The sequence below is a fragment of the Micromonospora sp. NBC_00821 genome (genome assembly GCF_036347035.1).
In the GTDB taxonomy this organism is placed as follows: domain Bacteria; phylum Actinomycetota; class Actinomycetes; order Mycobacteriales; family Micromonosporaceae; genus Micromonospora; species Micromonospora hortensis.
In genome coordinates, this window is sequence record NZ_CP108880.1 from 4,458,479 (window position 1) to 4,476,587 (window position 18,109).

Sequence of the window (18,109 nt, forward strand, 5' to 3'; positions counted from 1 at the left end):
GGGTCAGCGCCGCTCGCGCGCGAGCTGACGAAGCTCGGCCAACGTGGTGACGAACGCACGACCCGCCGCGGTGGCGTCCTCGGTCCGCAGACCGGTCACCGACATCGCCGGTGACCGGCTGGTGGCCGTCTCCGCCGCGAGGTCGAAGATCCCGAACTCGCCGCCGAGCGGATGGTAGACGCGCGCACCCGGGTCAACGAGGCCCAGGTAGAGGACTGTCGGTCGGCCGGCCGCCCCGGCCAACTCCGCGGCCACCATGATCTCGGTGGGCACCGAAGTACCCGGGGCGCGGTACAGCACCTCCGCCACCCGGTAGACCGCCCGCCCGTCCGTCACCGACGCCACCTCGCCGCGGACCACCAGGTCGGCCGTGTCGGTGAGTTGGCGCAGCGTGCCGTACCCACGGTTCTTCGCGGCCGTGCCCGGCGGCGCCGGCCGAGCGGCCGGACGGGTCGCCTCGGGTGACGGGGGCGCGGCCGGGGGCGCGTCGCCGGACCGGGCCGCGAGCCCTCCGCCGATCCCCGCGACAACCAGGACCAACGCGGCCGCCGCGAGCGCGGGCCGCAACGACACGAAGGCCCTTCTTCGGGTACGCGGCTGCTGCGAGATCGCCGCCAGCAGGCGGGCGCGGTGCAGCTCGTGCCGGCCCGCCGGCAGGTCGTGGTCACCGGGGTGGGGCACGATCTTCGCCCACTCGGCCGGGTCCGACGCGCTCACTGGCTGCCCTCCCGCACGAGCGAGGCGTCCACGACCGGCGGCCGTGCGGCGCGCGGCGGGGCGTCGACGAGGGTACGGAGTCGGGCGCGGGCCCGCGACAGCCGGGAGCGCACAGTGCCGACCGGAACGCCCAGCGCCTGCGCCGCGGACTCGTAGTCCAGGCCCTCCCACAGGCACAGGGTCAGCACCTCGCGCTCGGGTCGACGCAGCCGGGCCAACGCGTCGATGGCGGCGGCGATGCGTCGGCTGTCGTCGAGTCGGCCGGCGACCTCGTCGGCGTGGTCGGGCAGTGTGAAGTCGGAGGCGAGCAGCGCTGCGGCGACCCTACGGTAGCGACGGTTGCTGCGGGTGTGGTTACGAGCCTCGTTGGTGGCGACGCCGAGCAGCCAGGGCCGCAGCGACCCGCCCTCCTCGCTGACCCGCTCCCGGGAACGCCAGGCCTGCAGATACGTGGCGGCCATGACGTCCTCCGCCGTGGCCCAGTCGGCGGTCAGCCGGAACGCGTGGTTGTACACCGAGCGCGCGTACGTGTCGAACAGCTCGGCGAACGCGCCGGGGTCACCGGCTCGCACCCGAGCGCGCAGACTCGACTCCATGACCATTCTCTGTCCGTCGGACGGTGCTGGTTCCGACGGACCGGCCCCTTGATCAGTTACGGCCCGACGATAGCCACCGGCGGGTACGTCCCGCCAACGACGGGATGAACAGACGCCGTCACGCCTCGCGGTCGTCGATTGACGAGGAATCGACGTACTGGTATCTGTTAATACAGTTTCCTGATGCTTGGCCCGGCGCGGCGGTTCGGCGCCGTAGGGCACCGCGAACCGACCGGCCGGCGGCACGCCGCCCCTTCCCCGAGGAACACCCATGGTTCACAAGAGAACAGCCGCCTACGTCGTGGGCACACTGCTGGTCGGCGTCGCCGCCGTCGGCTACGGCCTGCCGTCGGCGAGCGCCGCGACCGCCGGCCCGATCACCGGCCTCGGCGGTAAGTGCATCGACGTGGCCGGCGCCAGCTCGGCCAACGGCACGGCCGTCCAGCTCTACGACTGCAACGGCAGCGCGGCCCAGACGTGGACCGTCGGCAACACCGACACCTCGATCCAGGCACTCGGCAAGTGCCTCGACGTGACCGCCGCGTCGACAGCCAACGGCGCCAAGGTGCAGTTGTACGACTGCAACAACACCGCCGCGCAGAAGTGGACCGCCAGCAACGGCGCGCTCGTCAACTCCGGCTCCGGCAAGTGCCTCGACGTCACCGACCGGAGCACCGCGAACGGCGCCCGGCTGCAGATCTGGACCTGCGGCGGCACCACGAACCAGCGGTGGACCCTGCCGGGCGGCGGCAGCACCCCCACGCCCACACCCACCACCCCGACCGGGACCAACCTCGACGACCCGGCGAAGAAGAACGTCGCCATGCAACTCGTCTCGGCCGCGGAGAACTCCTCACTCGACTGGCGCGCACAGTTCTCCTACATCGAGGACATCGGCGACGGGCGCGGCTACACCGCCGGCATCATCGGCTTCTGCTCCGGCACCGGAGACATGCTCGAACTGGTCGAGGCGTACACCCGCACCAAGCCGGGCAACGTACTCGCCGGCTACCTGCCGGCGCTGCGCGCCGTCAACGGCACCCCGTCACACGCCGGCCTCGACCCCAACTTCTCCCGCGACTGGCGGACCGCGGCCACCGACTCGGTGTTCCAGGCCGCCCAGGAGGCCGAACGCGACCGGGTCTACTTCAACCCATCGGTACGCGACGGGAAGAACGACCAGGTCCGGGCGCTCGGTCAGTTCGCCTACTACGACGCGGCGGTCATGCACGGGTACGAGGGCATGCGCCAGATCCGCAACCGCGCCCTGAACCGGGCCAAGCCGCCAGCCCAGGGCGGCGACGAGCGGACCTGGCTCAACGCGTTCCTCGACGAGCGGGTCGTCGAGATGAAGAAGGAAGTGGCCCACTCGGACACCTCCCGCGTCGACACCGCCCAGCGGGTGTTCCTCAACAACGGCAACTTCAACCTGAACACGCCGCTGGTGTTCGCCGTGTACGGCGACCAGTTCCGGATCGGCTGAGCGGCTGGAGTGGTGGCGGGGTCGCCGGCGATCGCCGGCGGTCCCGCCACCCGGCCCCCATCCCTACGCCCCGCCGCCTGGTGCCTACTCCTGTCCCTGCCTGGCCGCTTGGTGGCTGCCCGCACGTGCCCAGCCACCTGGCGCCTGCCCGTTTCCTGACCGGCCGCCTGCTGTCTGCCCGGCCGCCTGGCGTCTGCCCGGCCGGTCCTGGCGGGCGGGCCTTGGCCGCTGACGTATCTCGCGGTCAGCATCGGTGGACCATTTACGGCAGGATCCTCCGAGTGAACCGGCCCCTGCTCCTGCTCGACGTCGATGGTGTCCTCACCCCCTACGGGACCCCTCAACCACCCGCCGGTTACACCGAGCACCACCTGTTCCCCGGCGAAGAGCCCGTCCGTGTCAACCTCACCCACGGCGCCTGGATCACCGAGGCAAGCGCCGTCCTGGACATCGCCTGGGCCACGAGCTGGAACGACGAGGCCAACCAACTCCTCGCCCCACTCCTGCGCATCGCTCCTCTGCCCGTGATCACCATGCCACCCGCGCCGTTCCACCCCAGCGACAAGATTCCGGCCATCGCCGCCTACGCCCAGCAACGGCCCGCAGCTTGGATCGACGACCTCCACACGCCGCAAGCCCACACCTAGGCGGCAGCACGCAGCAGCCCAACCCTGTTGATCACCGCCGACCCGACGATCGGCCTCACGCGCGACTCCGTCGATCACGTCATGACTTGGGCCAAGGCCCTTCAACGCCCGTCCGGCTAATCCCTAGCGACGCGCCCGGCCCTCGCCGTATCCCCAGCGACGCGCCCGGCCCTCGCTCATACCGGGCGACCGGCAGCCTCGCCGACACGCAGCCCTCCCTGATGTCGCGCACCGCCAGCGCCGCCGACACGCAGTCTTCGGTCACGCCAGGGACCGGCAGCCGCGACACGCAGCCCTCGCTGATGCCAGACGCTGTCGTTACCAGCTCCCGGCACCGCCGAGCAGCACGCCCACCACGGCCACCATCTGGCTGAGTTCGGCATCGATGAGCCCTTCGGGAACCAGCCGATCAAATCGATCATGGTGAGTGAAATTGTCGTACACCTGTTCTAGTCTCGGGTCATGGTCGAGGAGTTGGCGCTGGCAGACGACGCGGTCGCGGCCTGCGTGGACGCCCCCGCCTGGGCCCTGCCGGAGCCCGAGCTGATCGCCGCACTCGATGCCGCGCACCGCTTGGAGCAACGCCTCGCCGCCGTCAAACTCACCCTCGTCCGCGAGCTCGACGGCCGCGGCACGCCCCGCGCGCAGGGGGCCTCCTCCACTGCGGTCTGGCTGCGCGAACGACTGCGACTCACCATCCCCGCCGCTCGCCGCCTGATCGACCTCGCCACCGCCCTCGACACCGGCAACCCCGGGATCCGACAAGCGCTAGCCGACGGGCACATCAGCGTCGACCAGGCCCGGGTCATCACCGACACCGCCACCACCGTGAACACGTCGACCGACGCCGAGACCGCCGACAAAGCCGTCGGTGTGCTCGTCGGCTGGGCCAGCCAGTTCGACGCCACCCACCTGCGCAAACTCGGCACCCGCATCCTCGACCACGTCGCCCCCGACATCGCCGACGCCGCCGCCCAAGCCGCCCTCGACGCCGAAGCACGCCGCGCCGCCCGCGACCGGCACCTCACGTTGTCCGAGCAGACCGACGGCCGACTGCGGCTCACCGGCACCCTCGACGCCGAAACCGCCGGCCTGTTCCGCGCCACCATCGACCCACTGACAGCCCCATCCGGACCAGATGACACCCGCTCGCCCGGTCAACGCCGCCACGACGCCCTCGCCGACGTGTGCCGACTCGCCCTCCGAAGCGGCGAGCTACCCGACAGCGGCGGCGACCCCGCCCAGATCGTCGTCACCACCACCTACGACACGCTGACCCGGCAACTCGGTGCCGGCGCACTCGACATCGGCCTACAGCTCACCCCGGACACGGTGCGCCGGCTCGCCTGCGACGCCACCATCCTGCCCACCGTCCTCGGCGGCACCGGCCAAGTCCTCGACGTCGGGCGACAACGCCGACTCATCACCGGGCCGCTGCGACGCGCCCTCGTGCTGCGCGACCGCGGCTGTGCGTTCCCCGGCTGCGACCGACCACCCCGCTGGTGCCACGCCCACCACATTCACCACTGGGCCGACGGAGGCACCACCAACCTCGACAACGCCGTCCTGCTCTGCGGCCACCACCACCGCCACCTGCACCACAGCGACTGGATCATCCAACTCGGCCACGACGGCCACCCCGAATTCGTGCCACCCGCCTGGCTCGACCCCGAACAACTCCCCCGCCGCAACCACTACCACCGACGAACGTAAGAGCAGCCAGTCGAGGACGATCACCCGTGTCGGGCCCACACCGTCGGCCACCCCACACCGCCTAAGGCATCCTAGGAGGCTGGTTGGCCAGGCCCCCCGCCGTGAAGGCCGAAGCGTTGAGCGGCGCGCCTCGGGCGCATGCCGGCTGGGTCGAGAAGAGAGCTGCTCGCAACGGCTCGCCACTGATCCGCAGCAGCTCACACCCGCCTGAGCTGGGCCGCAAAGCCGCGTCGGCCTACGAGCCAGATGACGCCCCCGCACGGGCCAGCAGGCGCCCGACGAATCGCAACGGCTTACGACCGCCCGCGCCCGGCCGCAAAGCCGCGTCGGGCCTGCAAGCCAGATGACGCCGCCGCCGGCCAACAGGCGCCCGACGACTCGCAACAACTCCGACCGCCTGCGACGGCCAACCACAATCCGCAACGCATACAGAACGCCTACGCCGCCTGCGGCGGCCCACGACGGCCCGCAGCGGCCCGCAGCGGCCCGCAGCGACCCACGGCGGCTCGTGGAACAACCTCCACGAGCCAGTGCTTCACGGCCGCGAGGTCGTATCGTCGAGCGCGGTACCGGATGTCGACGGCACCGCTGCGGTCCCTGACTACGGCCAACGTGAACGACCCGCAGCCACAGACTCGCGTGGCGACTTGACCTCAAGCTCGGGTGAGGTCCTAGCCTCCAATATCGGAGGTTACGCATGAGCATGGAAGTTACCGCGTGGATGTCCCTGCACCACGCGATGAACGCGCAGGATGAGCGGCCGCTGTCCCGCGCAACCTTGAAGCGGATCGCGCAGTTCGCACGGCCACACCGCGCCTTGATCGTCAGGTTCCTGTTGTTAAGTGTGGTGACGGCGGTCCTCACGGTGGCGGCGCCCGTGCTCGCCGGTCGGGTGGTCGACGCGATCGTCGACGGCGCCGACAGCAGCGTGGTGATCCGGTTGGCCGTACTGATCGCCGTGATCGCCCTCGCCGAGGCCGGGCTGGGTCTGGTGACGCGATTTCTCTCCGCCAGCATCGGTGAGGGGTTGATCGTCCAACTGCGCACGGCTGTCTTCGACCACGTTCAGCGCATGCCGGTGGCGTTCTTCACGCGGACCCGAACGGGTGCACTCGTCAGCCGCCTGAACAACGACGTGATCGGCGCGCAGCGGGCCTTCAGCGACACCCTGTCGAGCGTGGTCGGCAACGCCGTCACGCTGATGCTGACGTTGGCCGTGATGCTGACCTTCTCGTGGCAGATCACGCTGCTGGCGCTTGTCCTGTTGCCCATTTTCGTTCTCCCGGCCCGTCGGATGGGTTCGAGGCTCGCTCAGTTGCAGCGTGAAGCGGCCGAGCACAACGCGGCAATGAGCACCCGGATGACGGAACGTTTCTCCGCACCCGGTGCCACGCTGGTCAAGCTGTACGGGCGGCCGGCCGAGGAGTCCGCCGAGTTCGCGGCGCGGGCCCGTCGAGTCCGGGACATCGGCGTCCGAGCCGCGATGCTCCAGTGGGTCTTCATCACCGCGCTCACCGTCGTCGGCTCGCTGGCACTGGCCCTGGTCTACGGGCTGGGTGGTCTCTTCGCCCTACGGGGCAGCCTCGACGCCGGGACGGTGGTCGCCCTCGCGCTGCTCCTGTCGCGGCTGTACGCACCGCTGACCTCACTGGCCAGTGCTCGGGTCGAGGTGATGAGCGCGCTGGTCAGCTTCGAGCGGGTGTTCGAGGTCCTCGACCTCAAGCCGCTGATCCTCGACAGGTCCGACGCCCGGCCACTTCCGGAGGGACCGGTCGCGGTCGAGTTCGACGGGGTCCGGTTCGGCTACCCCTCAGCGGACAAGGTGTCGCTCGCGTCCCTGGAGGACGTGGCGAAGCTCGATACGCGCGGCGGTGAGGAAGTGCTGCACGGGGTGTCGTTCCGCGCCGAAGCGGGGCAGATGGTGGCGCTCGTCGGCTCCTCCGGGGCGGGCAAGTCGACTATCGCGCAGCTCGTGCCTCGCCTCTACGACGTCGAGGACGGCGCGGTGAAGCTGGCCGACGTCGACGTACGTGAGCTGTCGGCCGAGTCGATCCGGACGGCGTTGGGCGTGGTGACCCAGGACGGGCACCTCTTCCACGAGAGCATCCGCGCCAACCTGGCGTTCGCCCAGCCGGACGCGACCGAGGATGAGATGTGGGATGTGCTCCGGCGGGCCCGACTCGACGACCTGATCCGCTCACTTCCCGACGGGCTGGACACCGTCGTCGGCGAGCGCGGATACCGCCTCTCCGGCGGGGAACGGCAACGGCTCACCATCGCACGTCTGCTGCTGGCTCGTCCGCGCGTGGTCATCCTCGACGAAGCCACAGCGCATCTCGACTCCACCTCGGAGGCGGCGGTTCAGGACGCCCTCGCCGAGGCGCTGACCGGCCGGACGAGCGTGGTCATCGCGCACCGGCTCTCCACCATCCGGGCGGCCGACCAGATCCTCGTCGTGGAGGCGGGACGCATCGTCGAACGCGGGCGGCACAGTGATCTGCTCGCGGCCGGTGGCCGCTACCACGAGTTGTACCGCACCCAGTTCGCCGAGGACCAGCCGACGGTGCAGGAGCAACGCGTCGCCATCTGACGCACGCGTGGTCGGGCTGCCCACGTGGGCAGCCCGACCACCGCGTCACAGCGAGCCGCCGCTCACCCCACCGAAGCACCCGGGATGAGCGGCGACCGTGGTCAGTCGTTGTCGTCGTCGTCGTCGTCGTCGTCCTTGTCGTCAACGTCGTCGGCGTCGTTGTCGTCAGCGTCGTCGTTGTCGTCGTCGTCGACCGGCTCCTGCTCGGCCTTGACCACCGAGCCGTTGTCCCGGTCGACGTCCACCTCGTGCTCGGTGTCGCCGGCCACGATCTCGACGCTCCACACCGGTCGGCCGTTCTCCTGCTCGGCCTCGACCTCGACGATCTGACCGCCGCCGGCCTTGGCGAGCGCGATCTCACCGGCGCGCTTCTCGTCGACCGCGCTGCCCGCGGGCGCGCTGCCGGTCGACGGCGTACCGGACGGGGTGCCGGTCGACGGCGTACCCGATGGGGTGCCGGCCGACGGCGTACCGGTGGCTGCCGGCGCGTCGGTGGCCGTCGGCGCGACGGTTGCCGCGGCGAGTGCCGTGCCGCCGGTCCGCGAGTCGTTCGCGGCGTTGACGCCGAGCGCGACCCCGGCCACCGCCAGCACCGCCGAACCGCCGACCGACGCCAGAAGCAGATTGGTGCGCTTCATCGTGGTGTCCACCTTTCCTCGGTTGTCGACTTCGAGGATCGGCCAGATCGGGATAGCACCGCGCTGTCCGGACGCTAAGGGCGGGTTAAGGCGGTCGGGGGCCGGGTCAGCCGCGCCGGTTGAGTTCCGCTTCCAGCCGCTGGACGAGCGTCTTGCGGTCCTTGCTGGCGCGCTCGTTGCGCAGCGCGGTCTTGAGCTGTCGCGTGTCGAGGCCACGGACCAGCTTGGCCGCCTCCGCGACCGACATCTCCGTCATCCGTCCGGCCGTGGTGGCGTCCCGACGCGCCCGTTTGGCCGGCCCGGTGTTGGCGACGTACTGCTTGCCGGATCGGGACGCTTCGCGCTTCTTCGTGTCGGTCGCGCGTTTCTGGTTCTCCGACATCTCCTCCCAGGCCTTCTGGGGCAGGTAGCGACTCGTCGTGGCGCCCTTGCGCGCACGGGTGTCGCCCTCCTTCGTCTGCCACTTCTCGTTGCCCCAGCGCTGGAGAGACTTCTGCCGCTCGTCCTTTTCGCCCAGGAATCCGCCGCCGCGCTTCTTGTACTCCTGAGTGACCAGCTGTGACTTGCGCGCCGACCACTGCCCCGGCCGGCCGCCCTTGTCGGAAGCCTTGATTTCTTCCTTGATCTGCTCTCTGAGCTCGGGTTTCGTATACCGCGCCATGACTGGCAGCTACCCGGCACCGCAGCGGCTATGCGTCCCGCGGCGACGTCGGAGGCCCGAGCCGGAGCAGCACCTGCGCGCCGCCTCGCGGGCCGGCCCGCAACTCCAGCCGGCCCCCGGCGGCCTGCGCGGCGCGCCGGGCGATGTCCAGGCCGAGGCCGGTGGACCCGGCCGCGCTGGCACCCCGCCGGATCGCCCCGGCGGGCATGCCCGGGCCCTCGTCGGCGACAGTGAGGACCACCTCGCCCGCCTCGCCCGCCGCACGGGCCAGCCGGACGGCGAACGGCGTCCCGTCGGGGGTGTGCGCGAAGACGTTGCCGAGCAGAGCGTCCACGGCCGCCGTCAGGTTGTCGGCGGCCACACCGACGGGCAGAGGGCCGGGCGTCAGGTCGAGGGTGACGGCCCGGCCGGTGTCCTCGGCCAGCACCGACCAGAACGCGACCCGGTCGGCGACGATCGCCGCCGCGTCCGAGGAGGCCGGCTGCGCCGGCGCGTGCCGCCACCGGGCCTGCCGGATCAGCCCCGTGACCGCCCGTTCGAGCCCGTCGGCGGCGGCGGTGATCCGGGCGGCGTCGTCCGGGTCACGCAGCGACTCCGCCTCCAGCCGCAACGCGGTCAGCGGCGTACGCAGCTGGTGGGACAGATCGGCGACCTGTTCGCGCTCCTGCACCAGGAGCACCTGGATGCGGGTGGCGAGATGGTTGAGCGCGCCGGCCACCTCGCGCAGCTCGCGCGGGCCGGCCGGCGTGACCCGGGCGTCCAGCTCGGCGTTGGCCAACCGGTGTGAGACTGCCGAGAGGTCGCTGATCGGCCGGACCAGGGTGCGCGCCAGCCGGTCGGCAACCAGGAGCCCGATCAGCACGAGGATCACGCCGAGCAGCGCCAGCACCAGCCAGGCCCGGGTGACTCCGGCGGTCAACTCGTGCTGCGGCACCGCTATCCGGATCACCCCGGTGCCGTCCGCCCGACCCTGCACGGCGATGACCACCTCCCGGCCGGCCGCCGACTCGCCGGTGAGGCTCTGTCCGCGGGCGGCGAGGGCCACAGCGGGCGTACGTGGTGTCTGGGCGCCGAGCACCGTGCCGTCGGGCAGGAAGACGCTCACCGGTCGACCGGAGTCGGCGGCGAGTTGCTCGACGGTGAGCCGGATGGTCGCCGCGTCGGCGGTGCCGACCACCGGCACCAGGCTCTGCGCGTCGGCGGTGGCCCGAACGGTGGCCCGGTCCTCGGCGACGGTGCGGACCAGCAGCGCCAACGGCACCAGGAACGCGATGAGGGTGAGGACGCTGACCGCGGCGACCAGCAGCGCGAGACGTGCCCTCACGGCTGCGCCGCCGGGGCTTCGAGACGCACCCCGACACCACGCACGGTGTGCAGGTAGCGAGGCTGTTGGGCGTTCTCCCCCAACTTGCGACGCAACCAGGACAGGTGCACGTCGACGGTCTTGTCGGCACCGCCGTACGGGATCTGCCACACCTCCGTGAGCAGCTCACGTTTGGTGACCACCTGGCCCGGTCGGCCGGCGAGGTGGTGCAGCAGATCGAACTCACGGGGCGTCAACTCGACCGCGACCCCGTCCAGGGTCACCTGCCGCGCCCGGGGGTCGACGCGCAGCCCGCCGACGACGAGCGCCGGGACCTGCCCGTCGGCGCCGGAGGGACCCCGCCGCAGCACCGCCCGGACGCGGGCGTCGAGCTGCGCCGCGGTGAACGGTTTGACCACGTAGTCGTCGGCGCCCGCGTCGAGCACCCGGACGATCTCGGTCTCGTCGTCACGCGCCGTGGCCACGATGACCGGCACCGAGCTGACCGCGCGCAGCATCCGCAGCAGCTCGCGGCCGTCCAGGTCGGGCAGGCCCAGGTCGAGCACGACGAGGTCGGGCCGGTCCTCCAGCGCGTCACGGAGCCCGGCCATCGCGGTCGAGGCCGCCGCCACCGCGTGGCCGCGTTCGCGCAGGGCCCGGATCAGCGGGGAACGGATCGTCAGGTCGTCCTCGATGAGCAACAGGCGGGCCACAGCTGGCAGGCTAACCGCTGCGACTGGCAGCGCCGCGCACGTTAACCACGCCTTAGCGAACGGATGTGCAAACGACAAGGACGGATCGGGGATAGTCAGGGGATGGGCCGTCGTTCGATCCTCGTCGCCACCGGTTGGGTGGCCACCGCCGCCATCGCCACCCTCATCGGCCTGGGCGCGATCCGATTGGTGGGCGAGAGCCTCACCGGCACCCCGGGCGGGGTGCGCAGCGAGGCCGAGATCGAGCGGGCGCTCGCCGCACCGGAGCCGGCGCCCACCACGAGCACCGCCTCGGCCGTGCCGGGCACCACAGGCACCGCCTCGGCTACGCCGGGCACGACAGGCACCGCCTCGGCTACACCGGGCACGACGGGCCCCGCACCGAGCGCCAGCTCCGGGGCCCGCCGGGGGTTCGCCACCGACGGCGGCACGGCAGTCGCCGAGTGCGGCGTCGGCGGCGTACGCCTCGTCTCCTGGGCGCCCGCGCAGGGTTACCGGGTCCGCGACGTGGACCGGGGCCCGGACGACGACGTCGAGGTCACGTTCCAGGGGCCGACCCGGGAGTACGAGTTGAAGGTGCGCTGCATCGGCTCGGAGCCGGTGGCCGTCGCCGACGACTAGCCGGGACGTACACATGAGTGGTGTTCGCCTAACCACCGTGACGTTCTCGACCGTCGGTCCGCCCACCCACTCCGGTCACTCGGAACACCGGCCACCCGATCTCGGTGCGCCACGCGGCTGGATCGCTTGCGTCCCGAGGTCCGACGAGGTAGACCTCCCGCACGGGCCCCGCCACCGACATGGCGTTCTTCACGACCCAGGTACCGAGCTCGCCGTAGGTGACCTCGATGCCATCGTGCTCGCCAACATGGGTGGCCACTGCCAGTTCCGCGGCGGGTAGGGTCGCGGCGTGCACCCGCCCGGTATGAGGTGGAGCGGCCGTCGGCAGGTAGACCAACACGTGACCGCGGCCCTGCTCGAACAGGGAGTTGTCGTAGGTGCCACCCGGTGGACCGGTCACCGCGTCGCCAACTGCCACCTCCAACTCGGCCATTGCGCCCGCGAACCAGGCCTCGACCTCGCCCTCGTCGACCACGGCCGCCACCGCCGCGACCGTGCGGGCGGGCTCGGCACGAAGCTCAACCTTGATCGGCGCGGGGTCGGGCCGGAGCAGGCGGCGCAGCGACGCGACAGCGGCTCGGGTGCGGTCGAGTTCGGCCTCCAGGCGTTGGAGGTGGTCGGCGATCAGGGTCGCGCGGACACCGGGGTCCGGGGACCGCAGGATCCGCTGCACGTCGCCCAGGGGGACGTCGAGTTCGCGGAGCCGGTTGATCACCTGGGCGGTCGGGATCTGCTCGATGGTGTAGTAGCGGTAGCCGGAGGTCTCGTCCACTACTGCGGGTTCCAGCAGGTCGCTCTCGTGGTACCGACGCAGGGTCCGCACGCTCAGGTGGGTCAGGCGCGAGAACTCCCCGATCGTCAGCACCCTCGCAGTATGAAGGCTCCCCCAGGGGGAGAGTCCAGCGCTTGACCTTCCTGCACCGCGAGGCCACACGGTGGGCTCATGACACACCACAACGACCTCCGGTCCGATCCACTGCCAACCACCGTCCGCGGGTTCCTCGCCGCTCACGTCGTTCGCGACGCCGACACGGCTTCGTCGTTCTTCGCCGAGGACGCGGTCGCCGTCGATCAGGGCGAGTCCTTCCGCGGCCGAGAGCAGATTTACGCGTTCCTGCGGGACGCCGGCTCCGAGTTCGAGTACACGACCAAGCAGATCGGCGCTGCCCGCATCGACAACAGTCACTGGGTGGTGACCCTGCGGCTCGAGGGAACCTTCCCAGGCGGCGTCGCCGAACTCGACTACCGGTTCACGATTCGTAAGGACCTCGTCACTGAACTCGTCATCGCCAACCACGGATCCTGACAAGACCCGCACCACGTCAATCTTCAGGGGAGAGCGAATGCCTACTTCAGATCGCGATCGTCTCGATGGACGCCGTGCGTTGGTCACGGGCGGATCGAAGGGCTCAGGCAAGGCCGTCGTCGAGAGACTGCGGGAGATGGGTGCCGACGTCTACGTGACGGCCCGGACGATGCCCGAGGGGTACGAGCACCCCGACCGGTTCATCGAGGCCGACACCTCGACGGTCGAGGGCGCGAAGGCGGTGGCCGACCGGATCGCCGAGACCGGCGGCGCACTGGACATCCTGGTACACGTCGTCGGAGGTGCCTCGACGCCGTCCGGTGGGTTCGCGGTCATCACCGACGAGCAGTGGATGATCGAGCTGAACTTGAACCTCCTCGGAGCGGTGCGGCTCGACCGAGCCCTCCTACCGGCGATGATCGAGTCCGGCTCGGCGGTCGTGCTGCACTTCACCTCGATCCAGCGTGAACTTCCTCAGTACGACGCGTCCCTGGCCTACGCGGCAGCGAAAGCCGCGTTGCGTACCTACAGCAAGGGGCTCGCCAACGAGCTCGCCCCGCGCGGCGTCCGCGTCAACGCGATCAGCCCCGGCGGCATCGAGACGGAGGCCTACGAGAGGTTCGTGGACCGAATCGCCGAGGGCAACGGGATCAGCCGCGAACAAGCCAAGCAGAGCATTCACGACTCCCTCGGAGGCGTACCCCTGGGACGGTTTGCCAACACCGAGGAGATCGCCGACCTGGTCGGGTTCCTGGTCTCGGACCGCGCCTCGGCCATCGTCGGCGCCGAGTACGTGATCGATGGCGGAACAGTCCCTACCGTCTGAGCCCGCAAACGGTTTCGAGCAGGCACGTGCGAGTCCTGTGAGCAGGCTTAACCTGACCGGTCTGGCACCGACCTCGGATGGCGCGGCCCTCGCGCAACGGCGCCGCAGCACCGTGACACCGGGTGCGTCCGGGTCAGCGCCTCGCGCCTGGAGGGGCCGGTGCTCGATGATCCACGCTTCCACGTCTTCCACCAACCACACCGCTCCCCCGGCCAGCCAATCGAACGGCTCGGGTAGGTCTGACCGACTGGTGATCTGCACGACGAGTCCGCCCCCACCGCCGAATCGACAGTGGGGGCGGACTCGGGTGGTGGTTCAGCTCGCGTACGCCTCCAACTCCCAGAGCGAGTGACCGTATCCGGTGCCCCGGGCCGTGCCGTTGATCCGCAGGTAGCGACCGTTGGCGCCGAGGGCGGTGTGCTCGTCCACGCCGCCGTCGGCCCCGGTCACCGTCTTCACTGTGGTCCAGGTGGTGCCGTCATTCGAGGTCTGGATCTGGTACGCGCTGCTGTACGCCGCCTCCCAGCTCAGCTTGACCCGGCCGATCGCCGTGGCGCTGCCGAGGTCCACCCGAATCCACTGCGGGTCGGAGAACGTGCTCGACCAGCGGGTGGTGAGGCTGCCGTCGACCGCCTGGGCGCCGGACACGTCGGCCCCCTCGTTGCTGGACGTTGACGTGGGCTTGTTCAGCAGCAGGTTGCCGCCTGTCGGGGTTCCGGTGCCGCCGTACACCTCGAACTCGAACAGCGAGTAGCCCCAGGCGGTCCCCCGGGCCGTGCCGAGAAGCCGGACGTACCGGCCGGACCCGCTGAGCCCGGTCAGGTCGTCCACGCCGCCGTCACCACCGGTCACCGTACGGATGGTGGTGAAGGTGACGCCGTCCGGTGAGGTCTGGATCTGGTATCCGCTGCCGTACGCCGCCTCCCAGGTCAGCTTGACCCGGTTGATGGCGGACGTGGCACCGAGGTCCACGTCGATCCACTGTGGGTCACCGAAGGCGCTGCCCCATCGGGTACCCGCCACGCCGTCGAAAGCGTTGGCCGCTGTGAACGCGCCCTCGAAGCTGGACGCGCGCGCCGGCTTGCCCCGGGCCAGGTTGGCACCCGGCTCGGGATCCGGGTCCGGGTCCGGGTCAGGTCCGGGACCGCCGGGGCTGGTGGAGAGGGTGAACTCGTCGATGTCGAAGTACGGGCCGCTGCCCTTGAAGACCAGGAACAGGGTCCGGGTGCCGGTCGGGGCGGTGACCCCACCGGTGACAGTGGCGAAATTGGCGTAGCCGCCGGTGGGCACCACGGTGGCCGAACCGACCAACTGCCCGGTCGGCGAGTCGACCCGCAGCTCCAACGTGCCGCCGCCACCGGCCGGGGCGCCGACCCTGGCGCTGAACGACTGGACGCCGGTCAGGTTGTAGGGACGGAACGAGATCCAGTCGTTGTTGTCGACGTAGCCGACCGCCGCGCCGCCGTGCCCGGCTGCCCCGGCGACGATCTGGACGCCGGACGAGTCACCGAAATGCTCGGCCTGGCGGACCCGAGGTTGCAGCACGGCCTGGGTGTGCGTGGTCAGCGCCGGTTGGCCACCACCGCCCAGGTCGGTGTACTCGGCGTCGATGATGCCGAAGATGTTCGCCGCCGTGTCGTGCTCGCCGTCCGCCGAGGTCTGGATGACCCCGGTGCAGCCCTGCACGCTGCCGAGCTGGTGGCCGTGCGAGTCGTGGCCGAGCACGTAGTTCACCTTTACCCGGGCGCAGTTGATAGCACCGTCCTGGGCGTCGGTGACGGTGACGGAGAACGGCACCGCGTCGCCGAAGGTGAAGGTCTGCCCGTTCAACGGGGTGTTCACGGTGACCACCGGGGCACTGTTGCCGACGGTGACGACCACACTCGCGGTGGCCGTCTTGCCGGTGGTGTCCCGGACCGTCAGCGTCGGGCTGCGGGTTCCGTTCGTGGTGTACGTGAAGCTCGGGTTCGCCGCTGTCGAGTCGGTGGTGCCGTTGTTGTCGAAGTCCCAGGCGTAGGTGAACGGGTCGCCGTCCGGGTCGAGGGTGCCGGCCGAGGAGAAGGCGACTGTCAGTGGCGCGCTGCCACTGGTCGGGGTGGCGGACACCCTCGCGATGGGTGCTCTGCCCTCGCGTGCGTACTCGATGCGGTAGAGCGCCGAGTTGGCGTCGCCGTTGAACCAGCCGGTGCCGTAGTCGAGCACGTAGAGCGCGCCGTCGGGGCCGAACTCCATGTCCATGACCTGGGTGCCGGTCCACGGGAACGGGTTGATCTTCAGCGGTTGGCCGGACGCGTCGAGCTTGATGTTCTTGATCCAGCGGCGACCGAACTCACCGGCGAAGTAGGTCCCGTCGTAGTACTCGGGGAACGCCACTGGCGAGGTGTTGTTCGGGTCGTACCGGTAGACCGGCCCGCCCATCGGCGACAGGCCACCGCCGGTGAACTCCGGCGGCGAGCCGGAGCCCCCGTACGGCAACCAGGCCGAGATGGCCGGTGGCAGCTGGGTGATGCCGGTGTTGTTTGGTGAGTTGTTCACCGGCCCGCCGGCGCAGTTGAACTTCGCCCCGGAGGGCCCGGACGGGAAGGTGTAGTCGTTGTAGGCGTCGTTGCGGGCGGTGCAGTACGGCCAGCCGTAGAAGCCGGGCCGGTCGATCCGGGCGAACTCGACGTTGCCCGCCGGCCCCCGGTTCGGGTCGGCGGTGCCCGCGTCGGGACCGTAGTCACCGAGGTAGACGATGCCGGTGGCCTTGTCCACGCTCATCCGGAACGGGTTGCGGAAACCCATCGCGTAGACCTCCGGGCGGGTCCGCGCGGTGCCCGGGGCGAACATGTTGCCGGCCGGGATGGTGTAGCCGCCGGCCGCGCTCGGCTTGATCCGGAGGACCTTGCCGCGCAGGTCGTTGCTGTTCGCCGAGGTGCGCTGCGCGTCGAAGGCCGGGTTGCGTCCGGCCCGCTCGTCGATCGGGGTGAAGCCGGCCGAGTCGAACGGGTTGGTGTCGTCACCGGTGGACAGGTAGAGGTTGCCGGCCGCGTCGAAGTCCATGTCACCGCCGACGTGGCAGCACATGCCCCGACTGGTTGGCACGTTGAGGATCAACGTCTCGCTGGCCAGGTTGATGGTGTTGTCCGCGTTGACGGTGAACCGGGCCAGCCGGTTGACGCCCTCCCAGACGGCGAATTGGGCCGGCGTGCCCTCGGCGGGCGCACCACCGCCGGGAGTGCTCAGTGGCGGCGCGAAGTACGCGTACACCCAGCGGTTGGTGGCGAAGTTCGGGTCGGCCTTGATGCCCTGCAAACCCTCCTCGTCGCCGGTGTAGACCGGCAGGGTGGCGGCGATCTTGGTGTTGCCGGCGGCGTCGGTGTGCCGGATCACGCCGTTGCGGGAGGTGTGCAGCACGCCCCGGTCCGGCAGGACGGTGAGGCTCATCGGCTCACCGGTCTCGGCCGCGCCCTTGGCCAGCTCCACCTGCTGGAAGCTGCTGGTGACGGTGGGGCCGCAGTCGGCGTCGACAGCGCCGGCGGCCGTCCGGATGCCGCCGAGCAGGTGCTGACGGAAGTTCGCCTCGGTGTACGACGCGTCGGTGTGCCCCAGGCCGGTGTACCAGGCTCGGCCGCCGGAGTAGTTCTGGCACCAGGAGATCGGGTGGTCGGCGCCCATGCTCCCCCCGGTGTAGGTGCTCTCGTCCAGGGTGGCCAGTACGTGCGCGTTGCCGCGGGGGTTGGTGCGGTAGTTGTACAACTCGTCGAACCGGGTCCACCGCTGCGGCAGCGTCGCGGTGGACGGGTGCACCTGGTCGGCGACCTTCACTGTGACGTTCTGCTCGGCCGGGTGCGAGGCGAAGTACGCCCCGACCAGTCCCCCGTACCACTGCCAGTCGTACTCGGTGTCGGAGGCGGAGTGCACGCCCACGTACCCACCGCCGCCGGTGATGTAGCGCTCGAACGCGGCCTGTTGGGCGGCGTTGAGCACGTCGCCGGTGGTGGAGAGCCAGATCACCGCGGCGAACCGGTCCAGGTTGGCGTCGGTGAACTGGGCGGCGTCCTCGGTGGCCTCGACGGTGAAGCCGTTGGCCGCACCGAGCTGCTGGATCGCGGCGATGCCCGGGGTGATGGATCCGTGCCGGAACCCGGCGGTCTTGCTGAAGACCAGCACGGTGAACGGTGCGGCGCTGGCCGTGGGTGGCGAGGCGACGATGCCGCCCGCCACGAGGATCGCGCTCAGCGCGAGGCCGAGCCACGATCTCAGGGATCTGCGCACAGTGGGGTCCTTTCGCGGTGCGAGGGACGGCGTGCGCC

General features: G+C 70.6%; 16 protein-coding genes. 7 read left to right on the top strand and 9 right to left on the bottom strand.

The features are described 5' to 3' along the window. Positions 1-3 precede the first annotated feature (3 nt). Positions 4-717, bottom strand: coding sequence for a hypothetical protein (locus OHB44_RS20395; protein WP_330437883.1), 714 nt, complete (start codon positions 715-717; stop codon positions 4-6). Next, positions 714-1,313 carry an RNA polymerase sigma factor gene (locus OHB44_RS20400; protein ID WP_238683905.1) on the bottom strand — a complete coding sequence of 200 codons (600 nt, stop codon included), beginning with the start codon at positions 1,311-1,313 and terminating at the stop codon, positions 714-716. The genes OHB44_RS20395 and OHB44_RS20400 overlap by 4 nt, the downstream gene beginning before the upstream one ends. Before the next feature lie 271 nt (positions 1,314-1,584). Between OHB44_RS20400 and OHB44_RS20405 the strand changes: the two genes are divergently transcribed. Both OHB44_RS20405 and OHB44_RS20410 read left to right on the top strand, forming a co-directional pair. Further along, positions 1,585-2,796, top strand: coding sequence for a chitosanase (locus tag OHB44_RS20405; RefSeq protein ID WP_330437884.1), 1,212 nt, complete (start codon positions 1,585-1,587; stop codon positions 2,794-2,796). A 281-nt stretch (positions 2,797-3,077) separates the two neighbouring features. After that, positions 3,078-3,443 carry a hypothetical protein gene (locus OHB44_RS20410; protein ID WP_330437885.1) on the top strand — a complete coding sequence of 122 codons (366 nt, stop codon included), beginning with the start codon at positions 3,078-3,080 and terminating at the stop codon, positions 3,441-3,443. Positions 3,444-3,761: 318 nt separating this feature from the next. Here OHB44_RS20410 and OHB44_RS20415 read toward each other — a convergent pair whose 3' ends face one another. Continuing rightward, positions 3,762-3,887, bottom strand: coding sequence for a hypothetical protein (locus OHB44_RS20415; protein ID WP_330437886.1), 126 nt, complete (start codon positions 3,885-3,887; stop codon positions 3,762-3,764). Between the two features lie 18 nt (positions 3,888-3,905). Here OHB44_RS20415 and OHB44_RS20420 point away from each other — a divergent pair, with 18 nt between their 5' ends. Continuing rightward, positions 3,906-5,156, top strand: coding sequence for an HNH endonuclease signature motif containing protein (locus OHB44_RS20420; protein ID WP_330437887.1), 1,251 nt, complete (start codon positions 3,906-3,908; stop codon positions 5,154-5,156). A gap of 697 nt (positions 5,157-5,853) precedes the next feature. Beyond that, positions 5,854-7,746 (top strand): ABC transporter ATP-binding protein, encoded by a 1,893-nt coding sequence (locus tag OHB44_RS20425; RefSeq protein ID WP_238683909.1) that lies wholly within the window; start codon positions 5,854-5,856, stop codon positions 7,744-7,746. A gap of 101 nt (positions 7,747-7,847) precedes the next feature. Here the strand turns inward: OHB44_RS20425 and OHB44_RS20430 are convergent, their stop codons facing one another. The 4 genes from OHB44_RS20430 to OHB44_RS20445 all read right to left on the bottom strand — a co-directional run bounded on the left by OHB44_RS20430 (position 7,848) and on the right by OHB44_RS20445 (position 11,061). Next, positions 7,848-8,384, bottom strand: a complete 537-nt coding sequence (locus tag OHB44_RS20430; RefSeq protein ID WP_330437888.1) for a PepSY domain-containing protein — start codon at positions 8,382-8,384, stop codon at positions 7,848-7,850. Positions 8,385-8,490: 106 nt separating this feature from the next. Next, positions 8,491-9,045, bottom strand: a complete 555-nt coding sequence (locus OHB44_RS20435; protein WP_238683911.1) for a DUF5872 domain-containing protein — start codon at positions 9,043-9,045, stop codon at positions 8,491-8,493. A 28-nt stretch (positions 9,046-9,073) separates the two neighbouring features. Continuing rightward, positions 9,074-10,369 (bottom strand): sensor histidine kinase, encoded by a 1,296-nt coding sequence (locus OHB44_RS20440; RefSeq protein ID WP_238683912.1) that lies wholly within the window; start codon positions 10,367-10,369, stop codon positions 9,074-9,076. Beyond that, positions 10,366-11,061, bottom strand: coding sequence for a response regulator transcription factor (locus OHB44_RS20445; protein ID WP_330437889.1), 696 nt, complete (start codon positions 11,059-11,061; stop codon positions 10,366-10,368). The genes OHB44_RS20440 and OHB44_RS20445 overlap by 4 nt, the downstream gene beginning before the upstream one ends. 102 nt (positions 11,062-11,163) lie before the next feature. On the opposite strand from OHB44_RS20445, the gene OHB44_RS20450 reads away from it, so the two are divergent. Beyond that, on the top strand, positions 11,164-11,682 hold the full coding sequence (locus tag OHB44_RS20450; protein ID WP_330437890.1) for a septum formation initiator: 519 nt from the start codon (positions 11,164-11,166) through the stop codon (positions 11,680-11,682). A 28-nt stretch (positions 11,683-11,710) separates the two neighbouring features. Here OHB44_RS20450 and OHB44_RS20455 read toward each other — a convergent pair whose 3' ends face one another. Then, complete coding sequence (locus OHB44_RS20455; RefSeq protein ID WP_238683914.1) at positions 11,711-12,547, bottom strand: MerR family transcriptional regulator; 837 nt, start codon at positions 12,545-12,547, stop codon at positions 11,711-11,713. 78 nt (positions 12,548-12,625) lie between these two features. On the opposite strand from OHB44_RS20455, the gene OHB44_RS20460 reads away from it, so the two are divergent. Next, entirely contained in the window at positions 12,626-12,988 is a 363-nt protein-coding gene (locus OHB44_RS20460) for a nuclear transport factor 2 family protein (protein WP_330437891.1), read from the top strand. Between the two features lie 37 nt (positions 12,989-13,025). Continuing rightward, on the top strand, positions 13,026-13,814 hold the full coding sequence (locus tag OHB44_RS20465) for an SDR family oxidoreductase (protein ID WP_330437892.1): 789 nt from the start codon (positions 13,026-13,028) through the stop codon (positions 13,812-13,814). 315 nt (positions 13,815-14,129) lie between these two features. On the opposite strand, the gene OHB44_RS20470 is transcribed toward OHB44_RS20465, so the two are convergent. Next, positions 14,130-18,071, bottom strand: a complete 3,942-nt coding sequence (locus tag OHB44_RS20470) for a ThuA domain-containing protein (RefSeq protein ID WP_330437893.1) — start codon at positions 18,069-18,071, stop codon at positions 14,130-14,132. Positions 18,072-18,109: the final 38 nt, after the last annotated feature.

Bases quoted from the DNA above. Each gene is read 5' to 3' on its own strand.
- OHB44_RS20400 (WP_238683905.1), bottom strand. From the start codon at position 1,313: ATGGAGTCGAGTCTGCGCGCTCGGGTGCGAGCCGGTGACCCCGGCGCG.
- OHB44_RS20405 (WP_330437884.1), top strand. From the start codon at position 1,585: ATGGTTCACAAGAGAACAGCCGCCTACGTCGTGGGCACACTGCTGGTC.
- OHB44_RS20420 (WP_330437887.1), top strand. From the start codon at position 3,906: ATGGTCGAGGAGTTGGCGCTGGCAGACGACGCGGTCGCGGCCTGCGTG.
- OHB44_RS20425 (WP_238683909.1), top strand. From the start codon at position 5,854: ATGAGCATGGAAGTTACCGCGTGGATGTCCCTGCACCACGCGATGAAC.
- OHB44_RS20430 (WP_330437888.1), bottom strand. From the start codon at position 8,384: ATGAAGCGCACCAATCTGCTTCTGGCGTCGGTCGGCGGTTCGGCGGTG.
- OHB44_RS20435 (WP_238683911.1), bottom strand. From the start codon at position 9,045: ATGGCGCGGTATACGAAACCCGAGCTCAGAGAGCAGATCAAGGAAGAA.
- OHB44_RS20450 (WP_330437890.1), top strand. From the start codon at position 11,164: ATGGGCCGTCGTTCGATCCTCGTCGCCACCGGTTGGGTGGCCACCGCC.
- OHB44_RS20460 (WP_330437891.1), top strand. From the start codon at position 12,626: ATGACACACCACAACGACCTCCGGTCCGATCCACTGCCAACCACCGTC.
- OHB44_RS20465 (WP_330437892.1), top strand. From the start codon at position 13,026: ATGCCTACTTCAGATCGCGATCGTCTCGATGGACGCCGTGCGTTGGTC.